Genomic DNA, 20038 nt, shown 5'->3' with positions numbered 1-20038 from the left:
TGTTGGCCGGCAAAAGCTGTTTCTAGGGTAAGAGATTTTTGATTCGTGCTGATTTTACCCAATGTGGATATTCTGCTGTCAACAAATCGTATAATTCCTCATCGGCAATATGTTCCGGGTCTTCTAAACTGAAGAAATCGGCGTTGTCTAGGTAGCCATGGCCCATTTGGTCAAGCTGCTCTAAAAAGCTAAAATCGCTCGCTACGGCTCTTGCTAACCACCCTCGAACTCCCTTACTTTTGACATCTTTCTGCGACTTGCCGATCGCCATAAACTGCCAAAATATCGGTTCGTGGGACGACCATTGTAGCTGCTGCTTGCTTTCCGACTCGTCCGCAGTTTCTCCATCCGTTACAAACATGACGTAGACAGGTCGATCTGCTTTAATAGCTGCGTAGCGCCTGCTACCGCGAGCGTCAGGAAAATAGAAGTTTCTAATTTCCTTCATCACTTTACCGTAGTAAGTACCTGGTTCTAAAGGATACTGTTGCAGTATATGGTGGATGAAATTTGAGAAATTGTCGATCGACATTTCACCGGGATTGTGGGGGTTGACCCCAAACAGAAATATGTCGATCGATCCGTTGTCATCAAACCGACATCCCAAAGCCAAAATCTTCTCTGCCAAACGCTGAATTTTTCCTGAACTGTACAGCGAAGACATGGAACCAGAAATATCGAGGCAAAGCGCTACTTGAGCATTGTGATTTGTTAAATTTGCTTTCTTGAGCGAGATATCTGCTTTCTTCGCGAGATTGAAAATGTGCGGCGCTTTCTCCTCAAGCTTTTTGTCTAATGCTATAGCTTTCTGACTTTTGTGGCTATCTTCAATAACTGGTAATTTAGGCAGTTCTACTGTACGTTGTGCTGGCTTTTCTTGCTGTTGAATCTCTGAATGATACTTGTCAACAAAACTCTGCAACCCTGCTTTATATCCTTGTCCTACGGCCTGAAATCTCCAAGCTGCATCTTTTTTATACAACCGTCCGAACTCGACTGCTGTTTCTTCAGAAAAACCTTCTGTTAAATCATACCGGGCTAGTTCGCTGTCGGTTTCGCGATCGTACAATCGGATAAAAGCATTACTGATTTGGCTGAAATTTTGATGTTTAGCGTGTCCGTCGTGAATCGTGACCACAAAAACCATTTCCTCAACAGCAGCCGTTACCTTTTCTAAGTCTACATAAATTGTCTCGTCATCGCCTTGAGTTTGACCAGTTTGATTATCTCCCGAATGGGCGATCGCTCCGTCCGGCGACTGCGAGTTATTGTAAAATACAAAGTATCTTTCATCGGGAATTTTGCCATCAGAACCTAATGCAAAAACCGAGGCATCGATATCGCAGCTTTGCTGGTTTGAGTCCGAGAAATTTAGTTCAGTTGCTATTTCCCAACCCAGCGCGATCGCAACTTTTGTTAAACTTGGAGATGTTTTAGAAAGATTAAATCTTTCGCCTTTCTTTAATTGAATTCCCATCTGGTTTATCACCTCATGAGTCTGGCTTAAAATCGAGGGAAACATTCCTACTTCCGAATTTTCCCTCGATTTATTTAGCTAGTAGCGATCGCCCTTTTATCCGGCATACTTGTCTACAAAGCTTTGCAAGCCGGAATTGTAGCCTTGTCCTACAGCTTGGAACCTCCACTCACCGTCTTTCTTGTAAAGCCTGCCAAACTCTACCGCTGTCTCCCTAGAAAAATCCTCGTCCAAATCGTACTTAGTTACCTCTGTGTTAGTAGTAGTGTCGTAAATCCTAATAAAAGCATTCCGCACTTGACCAAAGTTTTGCCTTCTCGATTCTGCTTCGTGGATAGTCACCACAAACACAATTTCTTGCACTGCCGGATCGACTTTGGTTAAATCGACTGTAACGGTTTCATCATCGCCAAATCCTTCTCCGGTTCGGCTATCTCCCAGATGTATTACAGAAGTGTCCGGCGACTCCTTGTTGTTGTAGAAAACAAAGTATTTTTCGCCGGGAATTTTGCCAGTAGCCCCCAACATAAACACGGAAGCATCTAAGTCAAATGCTGCTCCGGTATCTGTAGCATTGATATCCCATCCCAAACCAATCCCGGCATTTTTTAGCCCCGGTGCTTCTTTAGAGAGATTGATTCTCCCGCCTTTTTCCAAATTGATAGACATTCGCCCTCCTATTCACAACATCACTGGCGTTACTACTAGCAATTATATCAAGTGTTATAGTAAGTTGACAATTTGCTTTTGGTACTCGTCCTCTGTGATTAGTTCGTGGGTATTTTCCACTCTGTCTAAAAACACGATTCCATCTAAATGGTCGTGTTCGTGTTGAAAAATTCGGGCCACAAAGTCTGTCAATTCTTGTCGGTGGAGTTTGCCGTCTCTACTGGTGTATTCTATCTCGATCGCCCTACTTCTGGGCACCAATCCCCGAATCCCCGGAATGCTCAAACAGCCTTCCCAGTCTTTGACTGTCTCTGTTGATGCAGCCACAATCCGGGGATTAATCATCGCTGTGGGCTCCATGTTGGGTGCTTGGGGATAGCGCAGGTTGGGGCGCGATGCGACGATGAACAGGCGATCGGACTGAGCCGCTTGAGGGGCGGCAATCCCCACTCCGTTTGCCTGCTGTACGGTAAATATTAAGCTGTCAATCAACTGTTGGATGCGATCGTCCTTAATATTCTCGACAACTTGCGACTGGCGGCGCAGTACGGGATTTCCTAATTGAGAAATTTGCAAGATTTCTGCCATATTAATTAGTCATTGGTAATTGGTAATTGGTAATAACCATCAACTGTCAACTGTCAACTGTCAACCGTCAACAGATTATCCAACTTTTTGAACCGGCAAACTCCCCGGTTTAACAGTCAAATTAACTATTTGCCCGTTACGGTTAATTTCCATTTGCAACAGCCCGCCCACCTTAGCATTTTGCACGAACTCCTGAACAGCTTCCGACTGAATAATCGGCTGATTATTAATTTTTTGAATCACATCTCCAGCCCGCAAACCGGCTGCTGCTGCGGGAGAATTAGGAACAACGCTAACAATAGCCACACCCCGATCGACTGCAACTCGCAGGCTGCTGTTAGCGTTGCTGTTAATTTGCTCCTTAACCTCTGGATTCAGCGTCGCCATTTCAATTCCCAAATAAGCGTGTTCGACTTTCCCCGTCGAAATCAGTTCCTTCGCCACCTGTTGCGCCGCCTGAATGGGAATCGCAAACCCCAATCCTTGAGCACCTTGAATAATCGCCGTATTCATGCCAATAACTTGGCCCGAAGCATTCAGCAGCGGGCCGCCGGAATTCCCCGGATTAATTGCAGCGTCTGTTTGAATAAAACCGATCCGCTTGTCGGGTACGCCCACATCTGAGCTCGATCGCCCCGTAGCGCTAATAATTCCCGCAGTTACGGAATTGTCCAAACCCAAAGGATTGCCAATGGCGATCGCCCATTCCCCAGGCAACAGCTTATCCGAATTGCCGATCGCCACTACAGGCACATTATTCGCCTCAATCTTCACCACAGCCACATCCGTCACCTTATCAGCCCCCAACACCTGCCCCTGAAAGCTGCGGCCGTCCTTGAGAGTTACATTTACCGTATCGGCTCCCTCTACAACGTGAGCGTTAGTGAGAATCAGGCCGTCGGCACCGATGACAAAACCCGAACCAGTACCCCGTTCGATCCCGCCCCGGCCCCCCGAATTCGGTTCTCTGCCAAAAAAATCTTCCGGCGACAGCCCTCTATTTCCCGGTTTCACCCGGCGCGAAGCATCGATCCGAACCACTGCCGGGCCAACTTTTGCCACCGCAGCCACAATAAAATTCACATTAGCCGCGTCGCCTGACAAGGAAACCGGCGGCAAGACTTTGCTAACTCGATCCTTTTCCTTTGTATTAGGAGGCAGTTGCAATTTCGGTTCCAGCGCCCTTTGTCCCGAATCGCCAGAATTTCCACGAAATTGAGAAACCGTCAGACGATCGCCCAACATGGCGGCCCCGGCTCCCGTTACCAGCAGCAATATGTAAATTGCCGGTTGCTTCCAAAATTTGCCAGTAGAACTCTTCATGGCCATGTTTTAAGGCTTTCCTGCCAAATCTAAATATTTGCTGAACAGCTCCCCGATACCTGGTTTGGGCTGCAGAGCCGCCAAATTTTTGGGCGATGGCGTCCCGCCCCGCAAGCTACGGCAGACTCCCTTAAACTTTAACATCTGAGGACTAAACTCTCTAGAGTAGAATTAATATCTTGAATGCCGATCGGCAGAGGTGAGCAGTGGACATTCCCCTCGAAAGTCTGTGGAATCAGATACTTGAACGTCTCCAGGTACAACTGAGCAGACCTAGCTTTGAGACGTGGATCAAAACTGCCCGCGCCGAACAACTCGAAAATAACTGTTTGATCGTCAGCGCCCCCAACCCCTTTGCTCGCAATTGGTTGCAAAAATATTACAGAGAAATCCTTGCCGATGCAGTGTACGAAATTCTCGGCTATCCCGTAGACATTTACTTGACAATTGCTGGGGGCAACGAAACAGGTGGCAGCAGTGACTCAGCCATGATTTGGCCTTCCCCCATCGCCGCCGATGTCCCCGAAAGCCACTCGCTTCACCCCCCCAAACCCGCCAATTTAAACCCGAAATACCTATTTTCCCGCTTTGTCGTCGGTTCCAACAACCGCATGGCTCACGCGGCCTCCCTCGCGGTAGCCGAGTCGCCGGGCCGAGAATTCAATCCCCTATTTTTGTGCGGAGGCGTCGGTTTGGGCAAAACTCATTTGATGCAGGCGATCGGTCATTATCGCTTGGAAATTGACCCCAACGCCAAGATCTTTTACGTTTCTACTGAGAAATTTACTAACGATTTAATCGCGGCAATTAGGAAAGACAGTATGCAAACTTTCCGCGATCATTATCGAGCAGCCGATGTTTTATTAATAGATGACATCCAATTTATTGAAGGCAAAGAATACACTCAAGAAGAATTTTTCCACACTTTTAATACTTTGCACGAAGCCGGAAATCAAGTAGTTTTAGCTTCCGATCGCCCGCCGCAGCAAATCCCTCGCCTGCAAGAGCGTTTGTGTTCCAGATTTTCCATGGGATTAATTGCCGACATTCAATTGCCCGACTTGGAAACTAGGATGGCAATTTTGCAAAAAAAAGCCGAGTATGAAAATATGCGTCTGCCGCGAGATGTCATTGAATACATTGCTTCTAGTTACACTTCCAACGTTAGGGAATTGGAAGGTGCTTTGATTCGGGCGGTAGCATATCTTTCAATTACCGGTTTGCCGATGACCGTGGAGAATATCACCCCGGTTTTGAACCAGCAAACTGAAAGCTTAGAGGCGACGCCAGATGCAGTAATTGCAGTTGTGGCTGAAGAGTTTGATGTTTCTGTGGAAGATTTGAAAGGCATTTCTCGCAGGCGAGAAATTAGTCTTGCCCGTCAAGTAGGGATGTATTTAATTAGGCAGCATACTGGTTTGAGTTTGCCAAAGGTGGGCGAAGTGTTCGGCGGCAAAGATCACACGACTGTGCTTTACAGTTGCGACAAAATTGCTCAGTTGCGGAACACTGACCCGAATTTGGCTCAAACTTTGCGTCAGTTGAGCGATCGGATTAATGTTGTCAGCCGTAAAACTTAATTTGAAGTCAGTTGTCTGTTGACAGTTGTCAGTTGTCATCACCCAACACCGTCAACAGTTACCAGTCAACAGCCAACAGTCAACAATTCCCATTCCCAATTCCCAATGCCCCATAATAGACAATCTTGCCTGTGGAAAAACCTGTGGAAAAGTCCCCCTCCGTTTGTGGAAAACTTTACTCGATAGCCCGAAATAGTTTTTCCACAAAAATGGGCGGGCGATCGACCGCACCAGCTTTCCCACCAGTTTTCCACAGGTAATATCAATTCCGGCTGCGCCGGAATGATATCAAATCCTTGCTTCAAAAGTCGGGCGTAAAGTCGAATCCCGAGGCCAACAAATAATTCGCGCAATTTTCATTTTTTTGACCCTCCTTCTACAGTCAACAGTCAAGAGTCAACAATGATAAGGAGTGCAACCGGAATCGATATCATTGGGGTCTGCGAGTCGCAATGGCTAGTTTAACTCCTTTAACCTGTCGCACCCGATCCATAACGGCTACAGCCAAGCCAAAATCAACGCTTTCGTCAGAGTTGATCACGGCAATCAGGTCTTGACGAGTAGCAGCTAAGGCGCTCAGTTGTGCGGGCAAAGCCTCTACGGTTGTGGGCTGACGATCGAGACTGACTTGTCCTTTTGAATCAATCGTGATGGTGACTCGGTTCGTTACCTGTGTCGGCTGGCTCGCAGTCGCTTTGGGCAAATTCACAGGCAGTCCTTCAGGGCTGCTTAAGAACAAGCTAGAGAGAATGAAAAATGTGAGCAGCGAGAACACCACATCAATCAGCGGCACAATATTAATTTGTGGAGGAATTTCAGGGTCTTTGGGTAAGTTCATATTCTTTTTGTGCAGTTCGATAATGACGACGATAGAGCAGTTCTAGCTGCCCTGCATATTCTTCAATTCGGCCAACTTCGCGCTGATATAAGCCCCGGTAAATGCTGGAAAATGTCAGAGTGATAATGCCCACTAGTAATCCGGCAGAAGTGGCAATCAAGTCTTCGCTAATGCCTGCGGTCAAACCCGATTTATTTGTCGCTGCAAGGTTGCCAATATTAATCGAGGCAAATGTGGTCATTAGCCCAAATACTGTGCCTTGAAGACCGAGCAATGGTGCTAGCGCAACGATCGTGTCAAAAATATGATTGAACCGCTTCAGTAGCGGAATTTCGATTTTTCCCTCGGTTTCTAGCGCTAGAATAAATTCTTCAGGTGTCGCCTCTTCAAGCTGCAACGTGCTGAGGAAAATGCGGGCGATCGGTAAGTCAACATTCTGCTTGAGCTTATCGATCACACTTACCATGTTATTGAGTTGATAGAGCCGCAAAACATCATGAGCAACTTGCTTTTGTCGTCTGTAAATTCTGATCCAGAATATGGCGCGTTCGCTCGCCAGCGTTACCGATAGAATTGAACAAAGCAGCAGCGGCCACATGACAAGACCGCCTGCCAAAAATTGTTCACGTATTGCTGAAAAATTCATCCACTTCTCCTAATTGACCGCTGGCAGTACCAGCAATTTTGCTCGACAGCACTGATGATAATTTATCTCAATAAAAAATCCAATACCAAAGGCAGATGAATTTGAGTCTTCCAAGGCAATACGAGGAAATAGGCATCATCTTGAATCAACGCCAGCCGATCTAGACGGGGTGACAAGCAGGTTGAAAGCTAGGCTGGGTAAAGGTTTTGAGTTGAGTGATCAGGCGAAAGGCTCTTCGCTGGCGTAACTCAAGAAAAGAGAGTGGCGATCGTAGAGAATCAGGTTCAAGCATCTCTCGGACGATATTATGAGTCAATAAGCCTGTCAATAATCCGCTATCTTTTTTGAGTTTCAGGGGCTTTAATGCTTTTATCATCAAGGTTCCAGAGGCATTGTCACCCTGTCAACAGCCGATCGCCAAACCAAGTGAGACTGGAACCTGCCCGCACATGGGCTGGGCGATCGCTCATAGGATCTGCGCCCTTGCTGTAACGAAGCGGTACGCTCTTAAGCACTGTAGCGTGCAGCGTAGGATCTCGCTGTACAGTCAACAGTCAACAGTCAACAATGATTCCGGCGCAACCGGAATCGATATAATTCTTAGCTACAAGTCACGCCCAGCAAACAATTAACTTTTTTTCCACAGTTTCCACAGGGCGATCGACACAAAAATAATTCAATAAATTAAAAAATTATAGCGATCCCTGCACACCCAACACAGATAATTTGCGACGCGCGCTGACTTCAGAAACCCGGTTTATACGAAGATTTCTCGTTTTTACAGACAAAATTTTGCCTAGAAACCCGGTTTCTAGCCCCATGCTTAAGCCCTACACACAGAAAAACTGACCCGCCGGCTTTCTGTGATACGATTTGTTTCTGTTTCAAATCCGGTTAATTAACCTTCCTACCATGAAATTGGTTTGCACCCAAAGTGACCTCAACGCCAACCTCTCGTTGGTAAGTCGGGCCGTTCCCTCCCGCCCGACACATCCGGTACTCGCCAACGTGCTCTTAGTAGCGGATGAGGAAAATCAGCGGGTTAGCTTGACAGCTTTCGATCTCAGTTTGGGCATTCGTACCAGCTTCGCAGCAGAAGTAACAGGCGGCGGCAGTTTTACCATACCCGCTAAATTACTCAACGATATTGTTTCGAGACTCCCAGATGGAGAGATTACTTTAGAAGACGAAGCGGGGGACACCGTAGCATATCTCACTTGCAGTTCTGGCAGCTACCAAGTTAGAGGCATGGGCCCGGAAGAATTCCCAGAATTGCCCGCCATCGAAGGCGGAACAATCCTCAAATTGCCACCGGAAGCCTTGATAGAAGGACTCAAAGGAACTTTATTTGCTACTAGCCCCGACGAGGCAAAACAGGTACTTGCAGGCGTGCATTTAAAGGTATTGCAAGATTGCCTGGAATTTGCAGCTACAGACGGCCACAGATTGGCAGTAGTTCAAACTGCAAATGAAAAAGCTGAAGGCGAAGAAACCCAAGAAGAATTTGAGGTGACAGTCCCCGCTAAAGCATTACGGGAAGTAGAAAGAATGCTGGTGATGCGGCAGTGGACTGAACCTGTCACCCTGCATTTTGAACACGGTCAAGTAGTGTTTGAGTGGGCAGACCAGCGGCTGACAACCCGCACCTTGGAAGGGCAATATCCCGCATATCGGCAGTTGATTCCGCCCTCATTTGAGCGGCAAATTACCTTAGAAAGGCGATCGTTCTTAGCAGCAGTAGAAAGAATTGCAGTGTTTGCAGACCAAAAAAACAATATTCTCAAATGCAGCATCGACGAGGAGAATCAGGAAATTACTTTGTCTGTGGATGCTAAAGATGTCGGATGCGGCAAAGAGTCAATGCCCGCACAGATTTCGGGAGATAGCATAGATATTGCTTTCAACGTGAAATATCTGATTGATATTTTAAAAACGGCTCAATCCCCAGAAATTCAACTGCAATTAAACGGTGCTTTAGCCCCCGTAATTTTCCAGCCTTTGGGTGGAGTCAATGCTACATTCTTGGTGATGCCAGTTCAGCTAAGAGCTTAAAAAGAGTCAGTAGTCATTAGTCAACAGTCACCGATGCTGCAACCGGAATTGATCTAATTCATCTGCGTTAATCGGTGTTGATCTGCCCTCATCTGCGGTTAAAAAAATATAATTTCTCAGACCGCAGATGACAAGGGATTGACCTGATTCACGCAGATAAAGAGAAGAGAGATAGGAATAATTCCGATGCTAATAGCTTTGATATGACTTATTGCTTCAAATCAATGGCAACAAAATTTCAAATTCAGTACCTGTACCGGGCGTAGAATGCAAATTCAACTTGCCTTTATGCTTTTCCGTAACAATTTGATGGGTAATTGCCAATCCCAAACCGGTACCTTTGCCTGCGGGTTTAGTAGTAAAAAACGTCTCAAAAATCCGCCGCTGAATTTCTGGCGGAATTCCGGGCCCGTTATCGGCTATTCTGATGGCTATCCAAGCGTTATTTTGATTTTTTTCGCCTGCTTCTGGGCTGAAACCGGCGTTGTGGGTGGCGCAGGATAGCTGTTTTGAATTTTGTCGATCGCCCCTAACATAATTTTGAATTAATTCCGAATTAACGCAGTCTCCGTCAGAACTATCTATTACCTCAGTTTCAATAGTAATCGCAGGCATAAAATCTTTTTCTGCTTTTACCTCTTCCAAAGCGTCGATCGCATTGCTGATGATATTCATAAATACCTGGCTCAACTGACCAGAGTAACACTTGACCAAAGGCAAATCTCCATAGTTTTTAACTACTTTAAACCCGTACTTCAGACGATTTTTCATAATTAGCAGCGTACTGTCAATACATTCATGGATGTTAGCTTGTTTCAAGTGGGTTTCGTCCATGTGAGAAAAGGTGTGCAGGCTGGTGACGAGTTCGGTCAGCCTCTGTGATGAAACTTTCATACTTTTGAGAATTTCCACCCAATCTTCTTGCAAAAAATCAAATTCTATGTGTTTTTTGAGTTGGTCAATTTTTTCGTTTTCACCGACAATGTGTTCGTAAGCAGACAGCAAGTCCATGATGTCTGTCAAATAGTTGGACAAAAAGCCTAGATTTCCGCTGATGCAGGTGACGGGATTTCTAATTTCGTGGGCGACTCCAGCTACCATCTGCCCCAAACTGGCTAGTTTTTCGGTTTGAATTAGTTGAGATTGAGTTTGCTGCCTCAGCAATTTTGTTGCTAGTTCATGAATGTTGGATTGGGCTACTAACAGTTCGTGCACGTCTAGCAAACTATAAGTTTGAGGCGAAACTTTAACCACAATCGGTTCGTAAAGCAGTTCTTTCGATCGCAACAGCGACTTCCTGGCTGCATCCACGATTAAAGTATTGCTGGGAAAAATTAAACTCTCAGTTTCGGCAAAGCGGTACAAAGCCCTCACAGGTCGCTTTAAAAATAATTCTCGCCCAAAAGGACGGCTGATAAATTCTAAAAATCTCCGCCGGGAAATCATACCGGCAAATTCACCTTGATGAGTGACAATGACTCCTGGTAACAGTGGATTAGCTTCTAACATCTGAGAAATTCGGATTCCCCAATCCGTAGCTTCTACCTGAAAATCGTAAAGCGACAATTGTTGGAGAGTAGAGTCTAAACAAAGTTCTCCTAGGTCAGCCTCGGAGATGGGTTGGACGGGTCTTTCTACGCAGGAGGTATTCAACATAAATTTATCAGCACGCTTTTTTGGGTTCTATTTGCCAGCAGACATTCAGCTACCAAAGGTCAACAGGTGAGTTGTTGAGTGTTTTGACCGGCATCCCCCTGGCACACTGCATTTTAAATTACACAAAAAACTGACTGTAGCAATGAAAATTTTACCACTTAAAGTATTAGGCAAGATTTAGTATCACCGAGATAAATGCGCCCTGGTAATTATACCTGACTTTATTTTATACTGACTTGAGCGGTATTAGCGCTTGGTTCAACTATTTAACTATTCATTAACCTTAAGTGATGCTCTTAACCTTTTGTTAATAAATTATTAGCCTGAGAAATATAATCGATTGATAATAGAAGAAAATCGGGATTGCCCGATCGCCAACACGATGCACCCGTCAGCAGACAAGTTAAAAGCCCAAATTGGAGCGATCTCGTCCCTGAGTTTTAGCTCGCTAAGGGCGATGGCGGGACGCCTTGCAAGCTAAGGCATTTGAGGCGATTTCATCCCATCTCCCCGATCCGGTACTCGCAACCCCCCGTAACGCTCAGCCAGCGACACACCTGCCAGTGCGTCCCCTATAGGTTTGTAGTGAAAACTAAAGTCATCGCTACAAACCATTTTTTTAGCGATCGTTATATAAAACAGTTAGCCTCGCCGGCAATCTGCAAAATCTGCCTTAGCAGTTGTTCTACAATCAACCATTGTTAACCCAAAGATCCATCAAATCGGCGACGGTTTGCCTAGTCAATTATTGATTGGCTGTACGAGGCGGATATCAATAAAAATTAAGTCAAATTCAAACAAGTTTAACCAGTCCAAATCATTCAAAGCATCAGCATTGATTATTAAATTATAAGCTCTACAAATTCTAGCAAAAAAAAGCAAAATAAATTTAACTGGATCTTAACTTAGTGCTATGCTTTGGTATGATCTACAAGGAGTTCAACCAAAGACGTATAGCTAAATAGCAATCTACCAGTAGGTGATCGATGCAACCCGGTCTAACGAATCAGTTAAACAATGCTTTTACCCTTTTTCTCAGCTTGTTAGTAGAAGCAATACCTTTTCTGCTGCTCGGAGTTTTATTTTCAGGTTTGCTGCTGGGGTTTGTAGACGAACGCAAACTCGTATCGCGCATCCCGCGAAACCCGCTGCTGGCGGCTTTGATGGGCAGTTTGATCGGCTTTTTGTTTCCCGTGTGCGAGTGCGGTAACGTGCCCGTAGCCCGCAGGTTACTGATGCAGGGAGTGCCCGCACCAGCCGCGATCGGCTTTTTGCTTGCGGCCCCCACCATCAACCCCGTGGTAATTTGGGCTACTTGGACGGCATTTCGCGATCAGCCAGAAATTGTAGTTTTGCGGGTGGTATTTTCTCTGTCTATAGCCACAATTATCGGCTGGGTGTTCAGCGCCCAAAAAGACTTGCGGCCTCTGCTGCAACCCTCTGTAGCCCGCGCGATTCCCCTGCCAAAACCAGAGTTTTCCGAAAAAGAACTCGTCCAAGCTAACACTCCGCTGCTGTTGCAGTCGGGAACATTTATGCTCGGTCAGCCGGGGGGGGTGGTGCCGATCGAATCTTTGCTACAAGACGACTGGAAGCCATTAAAAGCAGGCAAAACAGAAAAAACATCGAAACGTTCCTCAATGTTTCACCGCGTTTCTAAAGAGCGTCTGCGCCTGCTTTTAGATACTATGGTACAGGAGTTGCGCGAATTGGGAGGAGTGTTGGTAATCGGAAGTGCGATCGCAGCCATCATTCAAGTTGGCGCCCCCCGCGAACTAATTCTCAACCTCGGCCAAGGCCCCGTTTCCTCGATTATAGCCATGCTGCTATTAGCGGCAGTCGTATCGATTTGTTCTACAGTAGATGCCTTTTTTGCCCTATCTTTTGCCTCCACATTTACCAGCGGTTCGCTGTTAGCATTTCTCGTTTTCGGCCCGATGATTGACCTCAAAGGTATCGGTTTAATGCTGTCAATTTTTAAAGGTAGAGCCGTAGTTTACTTAATTGTCTTGGCAGCTCAGTTAACCTTTTTAATGACCCTCGCTGTTAACTTGCATTTAGGTTAATAAGTTCGCTAAAACTGACAACTAATACCATTTTTGATTTGCGATTTTCTTCAATTACCTTGCTCCCCGACACGGAAGTCACGAATATACAGATAGGTGTTTTTTCTTTGCCATCTTCCCTATTCCTTCTTCCTTCCCAATCACTCTTAAAAAATGAATTTAAAAAAAATTAGCCCCTTGCTGGACGCCCTAGCTATCTTAGGCTGGGGAATATTGCTCCTCAAATATTGGATCACCGGCCAATTAAGCATTCTCATTCACCCCAATTACTTTGGCTTGACTCTAGCAGGAGGAATCGCCTTATTGGTTATTGGCGGTTTAAAAACTTGGGAACTCTTAAAACTCGATCGCACCACAAAGCAATCGCGGACATCAACAGCAAATAACTCTCTCAGAATCACAGAAGTTGAACACGTTACTTTGTTTCCCCCCAGTATCGGCAGCACCTTAATGTTGGGGGTCGCATTAATAGGTTTACTAACAACGCCACGCACATTTACCAGCCAGACAGCATTAGAACGAGGCCTCACCGAATCCCTGCCCATCACCAGACTGCAACCCCAAGAATTTCGCAATACTACAAAACCCGAACAGCGATCGCTCGTCGAATGGGTGCGGCTGTTAAATTTCAACCCCGAACCGGATACATACAGAGGTCAAAAAGTCAAAGTTCAAGGATTTGTAATTCACCCCCCCAACATAGCAGAACAATATATGTGGATCGGGCGTTTTATCATTACTTGCTGCGCGGCAGACGCCTATCCGATAGGGTTACCAGTAAAATTACCTATCGGTCAAAGTCGCGCCACCTTTGCGCCAGACATTTGGCTAGAAATAGAAGGAGAAACGATCGTAGAAGAACTGCAAGGCAAGCGCAAATTAATCATTCAAGCATCCTCCCTCAAACCAATTCCCCAGCCCAAAAACCCGTATGATTATTGATGTGGAGTAAGTATGAGATTAAATTGTACTTTTATTGCAAGATGGACACTCCAGGCCCTTCCTCCGTATACAAATTAAGATACTGTACAGTCAGCTATAAAAGTGGCAACACCATCCTCTAGGAGTTGCCAAAAACAAATTCAGCAACTACACTCGTCATTAAGTAAATAAATTCTGAGTATATGTCATCAGGAAAAAAATTAGCTATCAAAGGTGCAGCCTGGACGATCGTCAGCTATGGAAGCAGTCAAATTATCCGATTTGGCAGCAACTTAATTTTGACGCGCCTGCTTTTGCCAGAACTATTTGGTCTGGTAGGTCTAGCCTACGTTTTCATCATAGGGATCAACTTATTTTCAGACATAGGTCTAGGCCCAAGCATCATCCAGAATAAGCGCGGGGAAGATCCTCTATTTCTCAACACCGCGTGGACAATGCAAGTCATTCGCAGCTTTTTCGTTTGGATTTGTTTGATTATAATTACCCAGCCTGTTGCGAGTTTTTATGGAGAGCCCCGTCTCCTGTGGTTGATTCCACTAATAGGTATAAATTCTTTAATAGGAGGCTTTAAATCCACTGCCACAGCCAGCCTAGAACGCCAAATGGCAGTGAAGGAAGTAGTAATTTTTGAGTTGGGTCAACAGATTGTTTCTACAACAGTGATGATTGTCTGGGCCTGGTTCGATCCCAGCATCTGGGCGATCGTTGCAGGCGGCTTTACTGGAGCTTTAATAGAGGTAGTATGGAGCCATTTTTTGATTCCCGGCAAGTCAAACCGCTTTGCTTGGGATAAAGAAGCAGCTAAAGAAATATTTTCTTATGGCAAATGGATATTTTTGTCTACGGCTTTGTTTTTCTTGTGTTCTCAAGCCGATAGACTCATCCTTGGGAAAATCTTTACTTTAACAATGTTGGGTATTTATGGCATAGCTTTTACTCTCGGCGATATGCCGCGCCAAATAATTATCGCCATTAGCAGCAGGGTGATTTTTCCCTCGATTTCTATGCTGGCAGAGTTACCCCGGGAGGAGTTGCGTGCGAAGATACTTAAGAACCGCAAGCTAATTCTAATACCATTAGCCGTAGGTTTAGCAATTTTTGTGAGCTTCGGAGATCAGTTAATTTTAATACTTTATCCGAAAGAGTATGTGGCGGCATCTTGGATGATGCCAATCTTGGCTTTAGGTATCTGGCACACCACCCTGCACAATATGATGGGTTCTTGTCTGCTAGCCGTAGGAAAGTCTCAGTACCAAGCTATGGGCAATCTGCTGACTTTTGTGAATCTATGTATAAGTATACCGCTGGCATACCACTTAAAAGGTAATTTAGGTGCCGTGATTGCTATAGCTCTCGGCGACCTTCCTACCTATGCAGTAATTAGCTACGGTTTGTGGAAAGAAGGACTAACTTGTTTTTTGCAGGATATTCAATTAACAGGGCTGTTTGTAGGGGTGCTGCTCATTATAATTTGGGGTAGAGTGGCTTTTGGTTTGGAGCTGCCGATAGATAAAATATCACCGATGGATTTAATCCCAATTAATCAACTGTTTCAGTAAACAAAAAGGAGTATCCGCTCAATAATCCGGGGTAAATCGCTCAACGATTCACCTCAAATGACGCAAAATCGTTTTTGAGTGGGTAGTCCGCCCCGAATTAGTGAGCGGATACAAAAAGGAGATTGTATGTTATGCTATCGTAAAATATAATCAGCAAAGTAGGGCTATTTATTTTTTTACAAATAGGGCTATTGCGAGAAATATCTCGCGTTGCCACGAGGCCTACTAAAATGATATTTTACCATAAAAGAAGTCGCATCATAAATTTATTCAAAGAAAACGAACAGCCGGAAAAAAAACGCCAAAAAGTTTGCTGGGCTGTAGCAGACATTACATCAGTTAAATAATCTAAAAATACAGAAAAATCCACAGCAGAAATAGAGAGACTCAGGTACACAATTAAGGTAAACGCATCTTAACTGGAACCCAAAATATGCTACAGTTAAATCGGACTAATTTTCTATGTAGTTTGTGGTAGCTTATTGGTGCTAGCAATGGCAAGAGGTTTTAGTAAAACTTTAACTTCGCAACAAAAACAAATAGATTCATTGCCTAAGCGTGAATATTGTAACTGCCAGTTTTTAAGAAAATTTTGTCACCTTGAACGACTTAAAAATAGAAAAAAGTAAAGAAGATTTGCTCCAATATATTATCGCGAGTAGGATTCTAGCTATCATCAGCGGTGCAGACGGATGGGTGACAATAGAAGCCTATGGTAACGCCAAATATGAATGGTTAAAAAGCTTTCTAAAATTAGCGAATAGTATACCATCTCATGACAGGTTTAGTCGAGTATTTTCTCGAATTGAACCGCCAATATTCCGGAGAGTTTTTATATGGCCCAAGGGCTTATGTTCGGTTGACTTCGCAGCCCCTGTGGATCATTAAATCAATGTCAGCTCCACCCGTGACTTACATTTAATTCGACTTCTTTATGCTCCTGGCCCCGCGTAAGCTTGTAGTCTCGTTCCAAAAACTGTCCGGAGTATTGAAAAATCTAAAATCTAAAACAGTCCTGGACGCAACTGGCACAATGGTAGTGCGATCGACGGTCGTCAATACCTCTCTCGATCGAGCAATTTTAAGCCATTATGCACTGTACAAGCTAAAATTTAAAATCTAAAATCAGTATACTTCGTTGCAGCCCTTTCGCCTGGTAAAAAAAAACGGGTTTCTGGGGGCCTGGAGTGCATCTAGGACTGTAAAATTTAAGAGGGAAAATTTGGTAGTTAATTTTCAGCAGAAATAGGAGAGAAAGATTTGTGAGTATTTTTAACAAAAAAATTAATCCTTCACCCTTCGCTATTCTGCCATTCAAACAGCCGATCGACCGCACGGCCATCTTCCTCATGCTAGTGCTGAGCGTCTTAATCGGACTGCTGCTGCTGAGCGGCGATCGCACAGCACCCAGAGTGCGAGAATTTACCTGGGAAAACAAACAAATCGGCGCTGAAGATACCGGCTTTATCCTCACCTTCTTTCGGCCGATGAACCAGTCCACCGTCGAGGAAAACTTAAAGCTAGAACCCCCCCTCCCCGGTAAATTTAGTTGGGCTGGAAGACGCATGGCTTACACCCTCAAAGATCCAGCACCCTACGGCGTTACCTACACAGTCAAACTCGCCGGAGCAACCGACAAGTATTTCGGAGAAAACAATCAAAAAAAAGGAACGCCAATGCAACCGTTTAGCAGTTCCTTTAGCAGCCGCGATCGAGCTTTTGCTTACATCGGTGTCCAAGGCGAAACTGAAAGCAGATTAATGCTAGTCAATCTCACCAGCAGCGACTCGAAACCGATACCGCTGACTCCCAAAGATTTAGTCGTTACCGATTTTAAACCGTATCCTGACAGCGATCGCATTTTATTCTCCGCCACAGATCGATCGATCGCCCGTACTCGCGGCACTCTAAATCAAGAACTATTCACAGTCACCACTGGCCTCAACCCCCAATCGGGCTCAGGAACTAAACAAAAATACCCAGCCGGTAGAATCGACAAAATCTTAGACTCCAAAGATTACCAAAACCTCAAATTCGACCTCTCAGCCGACGGAAAAATCATAGTTGTCCAGCGCGTCAACCGCAGCAATCCCGGCGATTTCAGTCCTTGGATTGTGGAAGAAAAAGTGCCGCCCCGACCGTTGGAAAATGAACAAGGCGGAGATTTTATGATTCGCCCCGATAGCAAATCGATGGTAATATCTCAAAAACAAGGATTAGCGATCGTCCCCCTCAAACCGGAAGCAGACCCAGTAGAATTTTTGCCAAAATACGAACAAGTATTGGGTATGGCCCGCGACAACTCCGCCGCCGCCTATGTTAAATACAACAGCGACTTTACTCGATCGCTTTTCATCTTAGATAACCAAGGTGTAGAACAAGAAATATTGCGTATTCCCGGCAGCATTATGGCCGTTTATTTCGACCCCCGCAAAAACCAAGACAACCAAGTTCAGCGTCTTTACTGTTTGTTAGCCCAACGCCTCAAAACAGAAAGCTACAAAGAACAGCCTTTCATCGCCACCATCGACCTCAAAAAAGAGGGTACTCGTTTGGTAGGAACCATCAAACCGCTGCTGATTTTGCCCAACCAATTAGATACCCAAATCAGTTTATCTCCCGACGGGCTGGCATTAATTTTCGACCAATCAGTCACAGCAGCAACTCCCTCAGTAGCAGACAGTCCCCGCAACGATAGTGGACAGTCGATCGCCACCAGCCGCCTCTGGCTGCTACCCTTAGTAGAAATATCGGCAGACGGTTCTCCCGCAAAACTACAGCCAGAAGAACTTCCCTTTGCCGGCTATCACCCCCGGTGGCTCCCCTAAATCTATTTTAGATTTTAGATTTTAGATTGACCGATATTGGTAAATATCAATAGGTTAAGGTGCGCCCATAAACACTAAGCGTTGAAATCTGCGCGGTGCACAGCCTACTTTTACTAAATTGATTTGAAATTTGAAATTTGAGATTTTTGATTTGAAATTGAGTTGATACTAAGCCATACTGGTAAATATTACAAACTTTTGAAACGAACTCAGCAGCCTGCAATTTCACATCTCAAACCTCAAACCTAAAATCTAAAATTCTCATGACTCCCGAAGAAATTAGCAATACCCTTAAAGACTTATTTGGTGACAGTGTTGAGATGCCTGCTGCCACTTCTTGGCAAGTAGAAACGCCCAATTTTCGCCTGTTAGTCCTCCTTTCTGAAGACGGGAGTTGGCTGCGGATTTTGCTGCCGATCGCCGATGCCCAGGAAGCTCAACCATTTCTTGATAAACTGCTAGAAGCTAACTTTGACACCACCCTTGAAACTCGCTACGCCTTACATCAAAACGTTTTGTGGGGAGTATTTCAGCACAGTTGTGCCACACTCGCGGCCGCAGATTTCTCGGCCGCCGTCGCCCGAGTGCTGGCTTTGCAAGAGCGAGGTTTGTCCGACTTTTTCGGCGGTTTAATAGAAAGCCGCATCCGTCAAATCATCAAAGCTGCCAAGATGCAGGGACAGTCTGTGGAAACTACCCTTCAGACTTTAGACCGTTTCTACGCAGAGGGATTGATGGGTGAAATGGAACTAGGGCGAGAGTCTCGCGAAAACACTCTCGCGGCTTGGCGGTATCAGCTAGAACGCCTTTGGCCGGAGGTGGAACCCTAAGACGATTGGAGATTGCAGATTGCAAAAAACTTATGACTATCTAGGTTCGGAAGTTGCCTAAAGTTGCATTTCTTTTGACTGGTATAGGAACTGCGGCTGACGGTTAGGATGTTCTTAATTCCACAAACCCTTGCGGAACATTGCTTCTTCCTTCTCTCCTAGATAACTAAAGCCTTCCATTCGTTACATTCGGTTACATCCGAAGTAAGGATTCAGGTCTGTGATTGAGGAATAAGAGAAGGCATAAAAAAGTTACAAGAATGGGCAGATATAGCATCACGGAAAAAAGCCATTGCGCTTTTACCCTGAAACCGACAAGTCTGAATCACAGATAACAAATCAGCAGTTTGTTGAAACCGAGACATTGACCGGGAACCCCCAGATACCTTACGTTTAGTCACGGCTAATCGCAAAGAACGTTCTGCCAAATTATTATCAGGGGGAATTTCCGGATGGTCTAAAAAGTACCACCACTGTTGCGCTTTATCACGCAACGAGCGCAATAACAATCCGGCAGCATGACCCACATGACCTTGCCAAGTATTTAACAATTTTTCCAGCTTGGTCTTAAAGTCCCTCGCCCAAGTCTGATAATCAATCTCTTGGGGGTGTTCCCGCCATTTTTGATGTTGTCGAAATGCCTCATCAATTAATTCCAAAAATGCCTCTGCGACGACAGCATTGTTACCGTGGCCGATTTGCAGAACTTTCTTAAAATGTCGCCGTAAATGGGCTAAACATTTCTGCTGCGCTCCCACGATCACACCGTTATATACGCTAAAATCATCGGAACTCAACACACCAGCAAATTCATGCCCCAGCATCGTCTCTAATTCGGCTCTACTCCGAGTATCCGCAGCATGAAACAGGCAAAAATCTTGACCCGTAGCTGTCCACAACCATTCTTTGACTCCCTTGACACACCACGGAGTTTCATCGACATGGACGTTAGCTTGTAATGGTGCCCATTGCCATAAGGCTTCA

The 20038-nt window shown here is 45.2% G+C and carries 19 protein-coding genes; 8 read left to right on the top strand and 11 right to left on the bottom strand.

All coding sequences use genetic code 11. The features are described from left to right. Positions 1 to 22: 22 nt before the first annotated feature. The 4 genes from QUA77_RS18295 to QUA77_RS18280 all read right to left on the bottom strand — a co-directional run bounded on the left by QUA77_RS18295 (position 23) and on the right by QUA77_RS18280 (position 4057). Positions 23 to 1477 carry a TerD family protein gene (locus tag QUA77_RS18295; RefSeq protein WP_333034701.1) on the bottom strand — a complete coding sequence of 485 codons (1455 nt, stop codon included), beginning with the start codon at positions 1475 to 1477 and terminating at the stop codon, positions 23 to 25. A 96-nt stretch (positions 1478 to 1573) separates the two neighbouring features. Then, positions 1574 to 2146, bottom strand: coding sequence for a TerD family protein (locus QUA77_RS18290; protein WP_333034702.1), 573 nt, complete (start codon positions 2144 to 2146; stop codon positions 1574 to 1576). 54 nt (positions 2147 to 2200) lie between these two features. Next, complete coding sequence (gene def, locus QUA77_RS18285; protein WP_333062798.1) at positions 2201 to 2734, bottom strand: peptide deformylase; 534 nt, start codon at positions 2732 to 2734, stop codon at positions 2201 to 2203. A 75-nt stretch (positions 2735 to 2809) separates the two neighbouring features. Next, positions 2810 to 4057, bottom strand: a complete 1248-nt coding sequence (locus QUA77_RS18280) for an HhoA/HhoB/HtrA family serine endopeptidase (protein WP_333034705.1) — start codon at positions 4055 to 4057, stop codon at positions 2810 to 2812. A gap of 206 nt (positions 4058 to 4263) precedes the next feature. On the opposite strand from QUA77_RS18280, the gene dnaA reads away from it, so the two are divergent. Further along, on the top strand, positions 4264 to 5637 hold the full coding sequence (gene dnaA, locus QUA77_RS18275; protein WP_333062794.1) for a chromosomal replication initiator protein DnaA: 1374 nt from the start codon (positions 4264 to 4266) through the stop codon (positions 5635 to 5637). Between the two features lie 65 nt (positions 5638 to 5702). Here dnaA and QUA77_RS18270 read toward each other — a convergent pair whose 3' ends face one another. The 4 genes from QUA77_RS18270 to QUA77_RS18255 form a co-directional block, all read right to left on the bottom strand. Further along, entirely contained in the window at positions 5703 to 5990 is a 288-nt protein-coding gene (locus QUA77_RS18270; protein WP_333034708.1) for a hypothetical protein, read from the bottom strand. A 77-nt stretch (positions 5991 to 6067) separates the two neighbouring features. Continuing rightward, positions 6068 to 6475, bottom strand: a complete 408-nt coding sequence (locus tag QUA77_RS18265) for a biopolymer transporter ExbD (protein WP_333451616.1) — start codon at positions 6473 to 6475, stop codon at positions 6068 to 6070. Beyond that, the gene (locus tag QUA77_RS18260; protein ID WP_333451615.1) at positions 6453 to 7121 is read right to left on the bottom strand and encodes a MotA/TolQ/ExbB proton channel family protein; all 669 of its coding nucleotides are present in this window, start codon (positions 7119 to 7121) and stop codon (positions 6453 to 6455) included. The genes QUA77_RS18265 and QUA77_RS18260 overlap by 23 nt, the downstream gene beginning before the upstream one ends. Before the next feature lie 395 nt (positions 7122 to 7516). Then, a complete protein-coding gene (locus tag QUA77_RS18255) occupies positions 7517 to 7672 on the bottom strand; it encodes a hypothetical protein (RefSeq protein ID WP_333451613.1) in 156 nt (51 codons plus the stop codon). Between the two features lie 361 nt (positions 7673 to 8033). Here QUA77_RS18255 and dnaN point away from each other — a divergent pair, with 361 nt between their 5' ends. After that, complete coding sequence (dnaN, locus tag QUA77_RS18250) at positions 8034 to 9173, top strand: DNA polymerase III subunit beta (protein WP_333034715.1); 1140 nt, start codon at positions 8034 to 8036, stop codon at positions 9171 to 9173. A 216-nt stretch (positions 9174 to 9389) separates the two neighbouring features. Here dnaN and QUA77_RS18245 read toward each other — a convergent pair whose 3' ends face one another. Together QUA77_RS18245 and QUA77_RS18240 are read right to left on the bottom strand one after the other, a co-directional pair. Further along, on the bottom strand, positions 9390 to 10829 hold the full coding sequence (locus tag QUA77_RS18245; protein WP_333451611.1) for a HAMP domain-containing sensor histidine kinase: 1440 nt from the start codon (positions 10827 to 10829) through the stop codon (positions 9390 to 9392). A 477-nt stretch (positions 10830 to 11306) separates the two neighbouring features. Continuing rightward, positions 11307 to 11444 carry a hypothetical protein gene (locus QUA77_RS18240; RefSeq protein ID WP_333451609.1) on the bottom strand — a complete coding sequence of 46 codons (138 nt, stop codon included), beginning with the start codon at positions 11442 to 11444 and terminating at the stop codon, positions 11307 to 11309. Positions 11445 to 11815: 371 nt separating this feature from the next. On the opposite strand from QUA77_RS18240, the gene QUA77_RS18235 reads away from it, so the two are divergent. From QUA77_RS18235 to QUA77_RS18215, 6 genes are all read left to right on the top strand, one after another. Next, positions 11816 to 12895, top strand: coding sequence for a permease (locus tag QUA77_RS18235; RefSeq protein WP_333451608.1), 1080 nt, complete (start codon positions 11816 to 11818; stop codon positions 12893 to 12895). Between the two features lie 153 nt (positions 12896 to 13048). Beyond that, on the top strand, positions 13049 to 13837 hold the full coding sequence (locus tag QUA77_RS18230) for a TIGR03943 family putative permease subunit (protein WP_333034719.1): 789 nt from the start codon (positions 13049 to 13051) through the stop codon (positions 13835 to 13837). Between the two features lie 182 nt (positions 13838 to 14019). Then, positions 14020 to 15396, top strand: coding sequence for an oligosaccharide flippase family protein (locus QUA77_RS18225; RefSeq protein ID WP_333034722.1), 1377 nt, complete (start codon positions 14020 to 14022; stop codon positions 15394 to 15396). Positions 15397 to 15996: 600 nt separating this feature from the next. Then, positions 15997 to 16284, top strand: coding sequence for a transposase family protein (locus QUA77_RS29370; protein ID WP_445302087.1), 288 nt, complete (start codon positions 15997 to 15999; stop codon positions 16282 to 16284). Between the two features lie 374 nt (positions 16285 to 16658). After that, positions 16659 to 18224 carry a hypothetical protein gene (locus tag QUA77_RS18220; protein ID WP_333451605.1) on the top strand — a complete coding sequence of 522 codons (1566 nt, stop codon included), beginning with the start codon at positions 16659 to 16661 and terminating at the stop codon, positions 18222 to 18224. A gap of 263 nt (positions 18225 to 18487) precedes the next feature. Then, positions 18488 to 19054, top strand: coding sequence for a hypothetical protein (locus QUA77_RS18215; RefSeq protein ID WP_333034726.1), 567 nt, complete (start codon positions 18488 to 18490; stop codon positions 19052 to 19054). 212 nt (positions 19055 to 19266) lie between these two features. Here the strand turns inward: QUA77_RS18215 and tnpC are convergent. Then, on the bottom strand, positions 19267 to 20038 hold a 772-nt coding region (tnpC, locus tag QUA77_RS18210; RefSeq protein ID WP_333451603.1), incomplete at its 5' end, for an IS66 family transposase.

Source organism: Microcoleus sp. K5-D4 (genome assembly GCF_036704575.1).
Taxonomy (GTDB): domain Bacteria; phylum Cyanobacteriota; class Cyanobacteriia; order Cyanobacteriales; family Microcoleaceae; genus Microcoleus.
The sequence above is the reverse complement of the archived record's forward strand: the minus strand, read 5'-3'. Positions and strand labels throughout refer to the sequence as shown.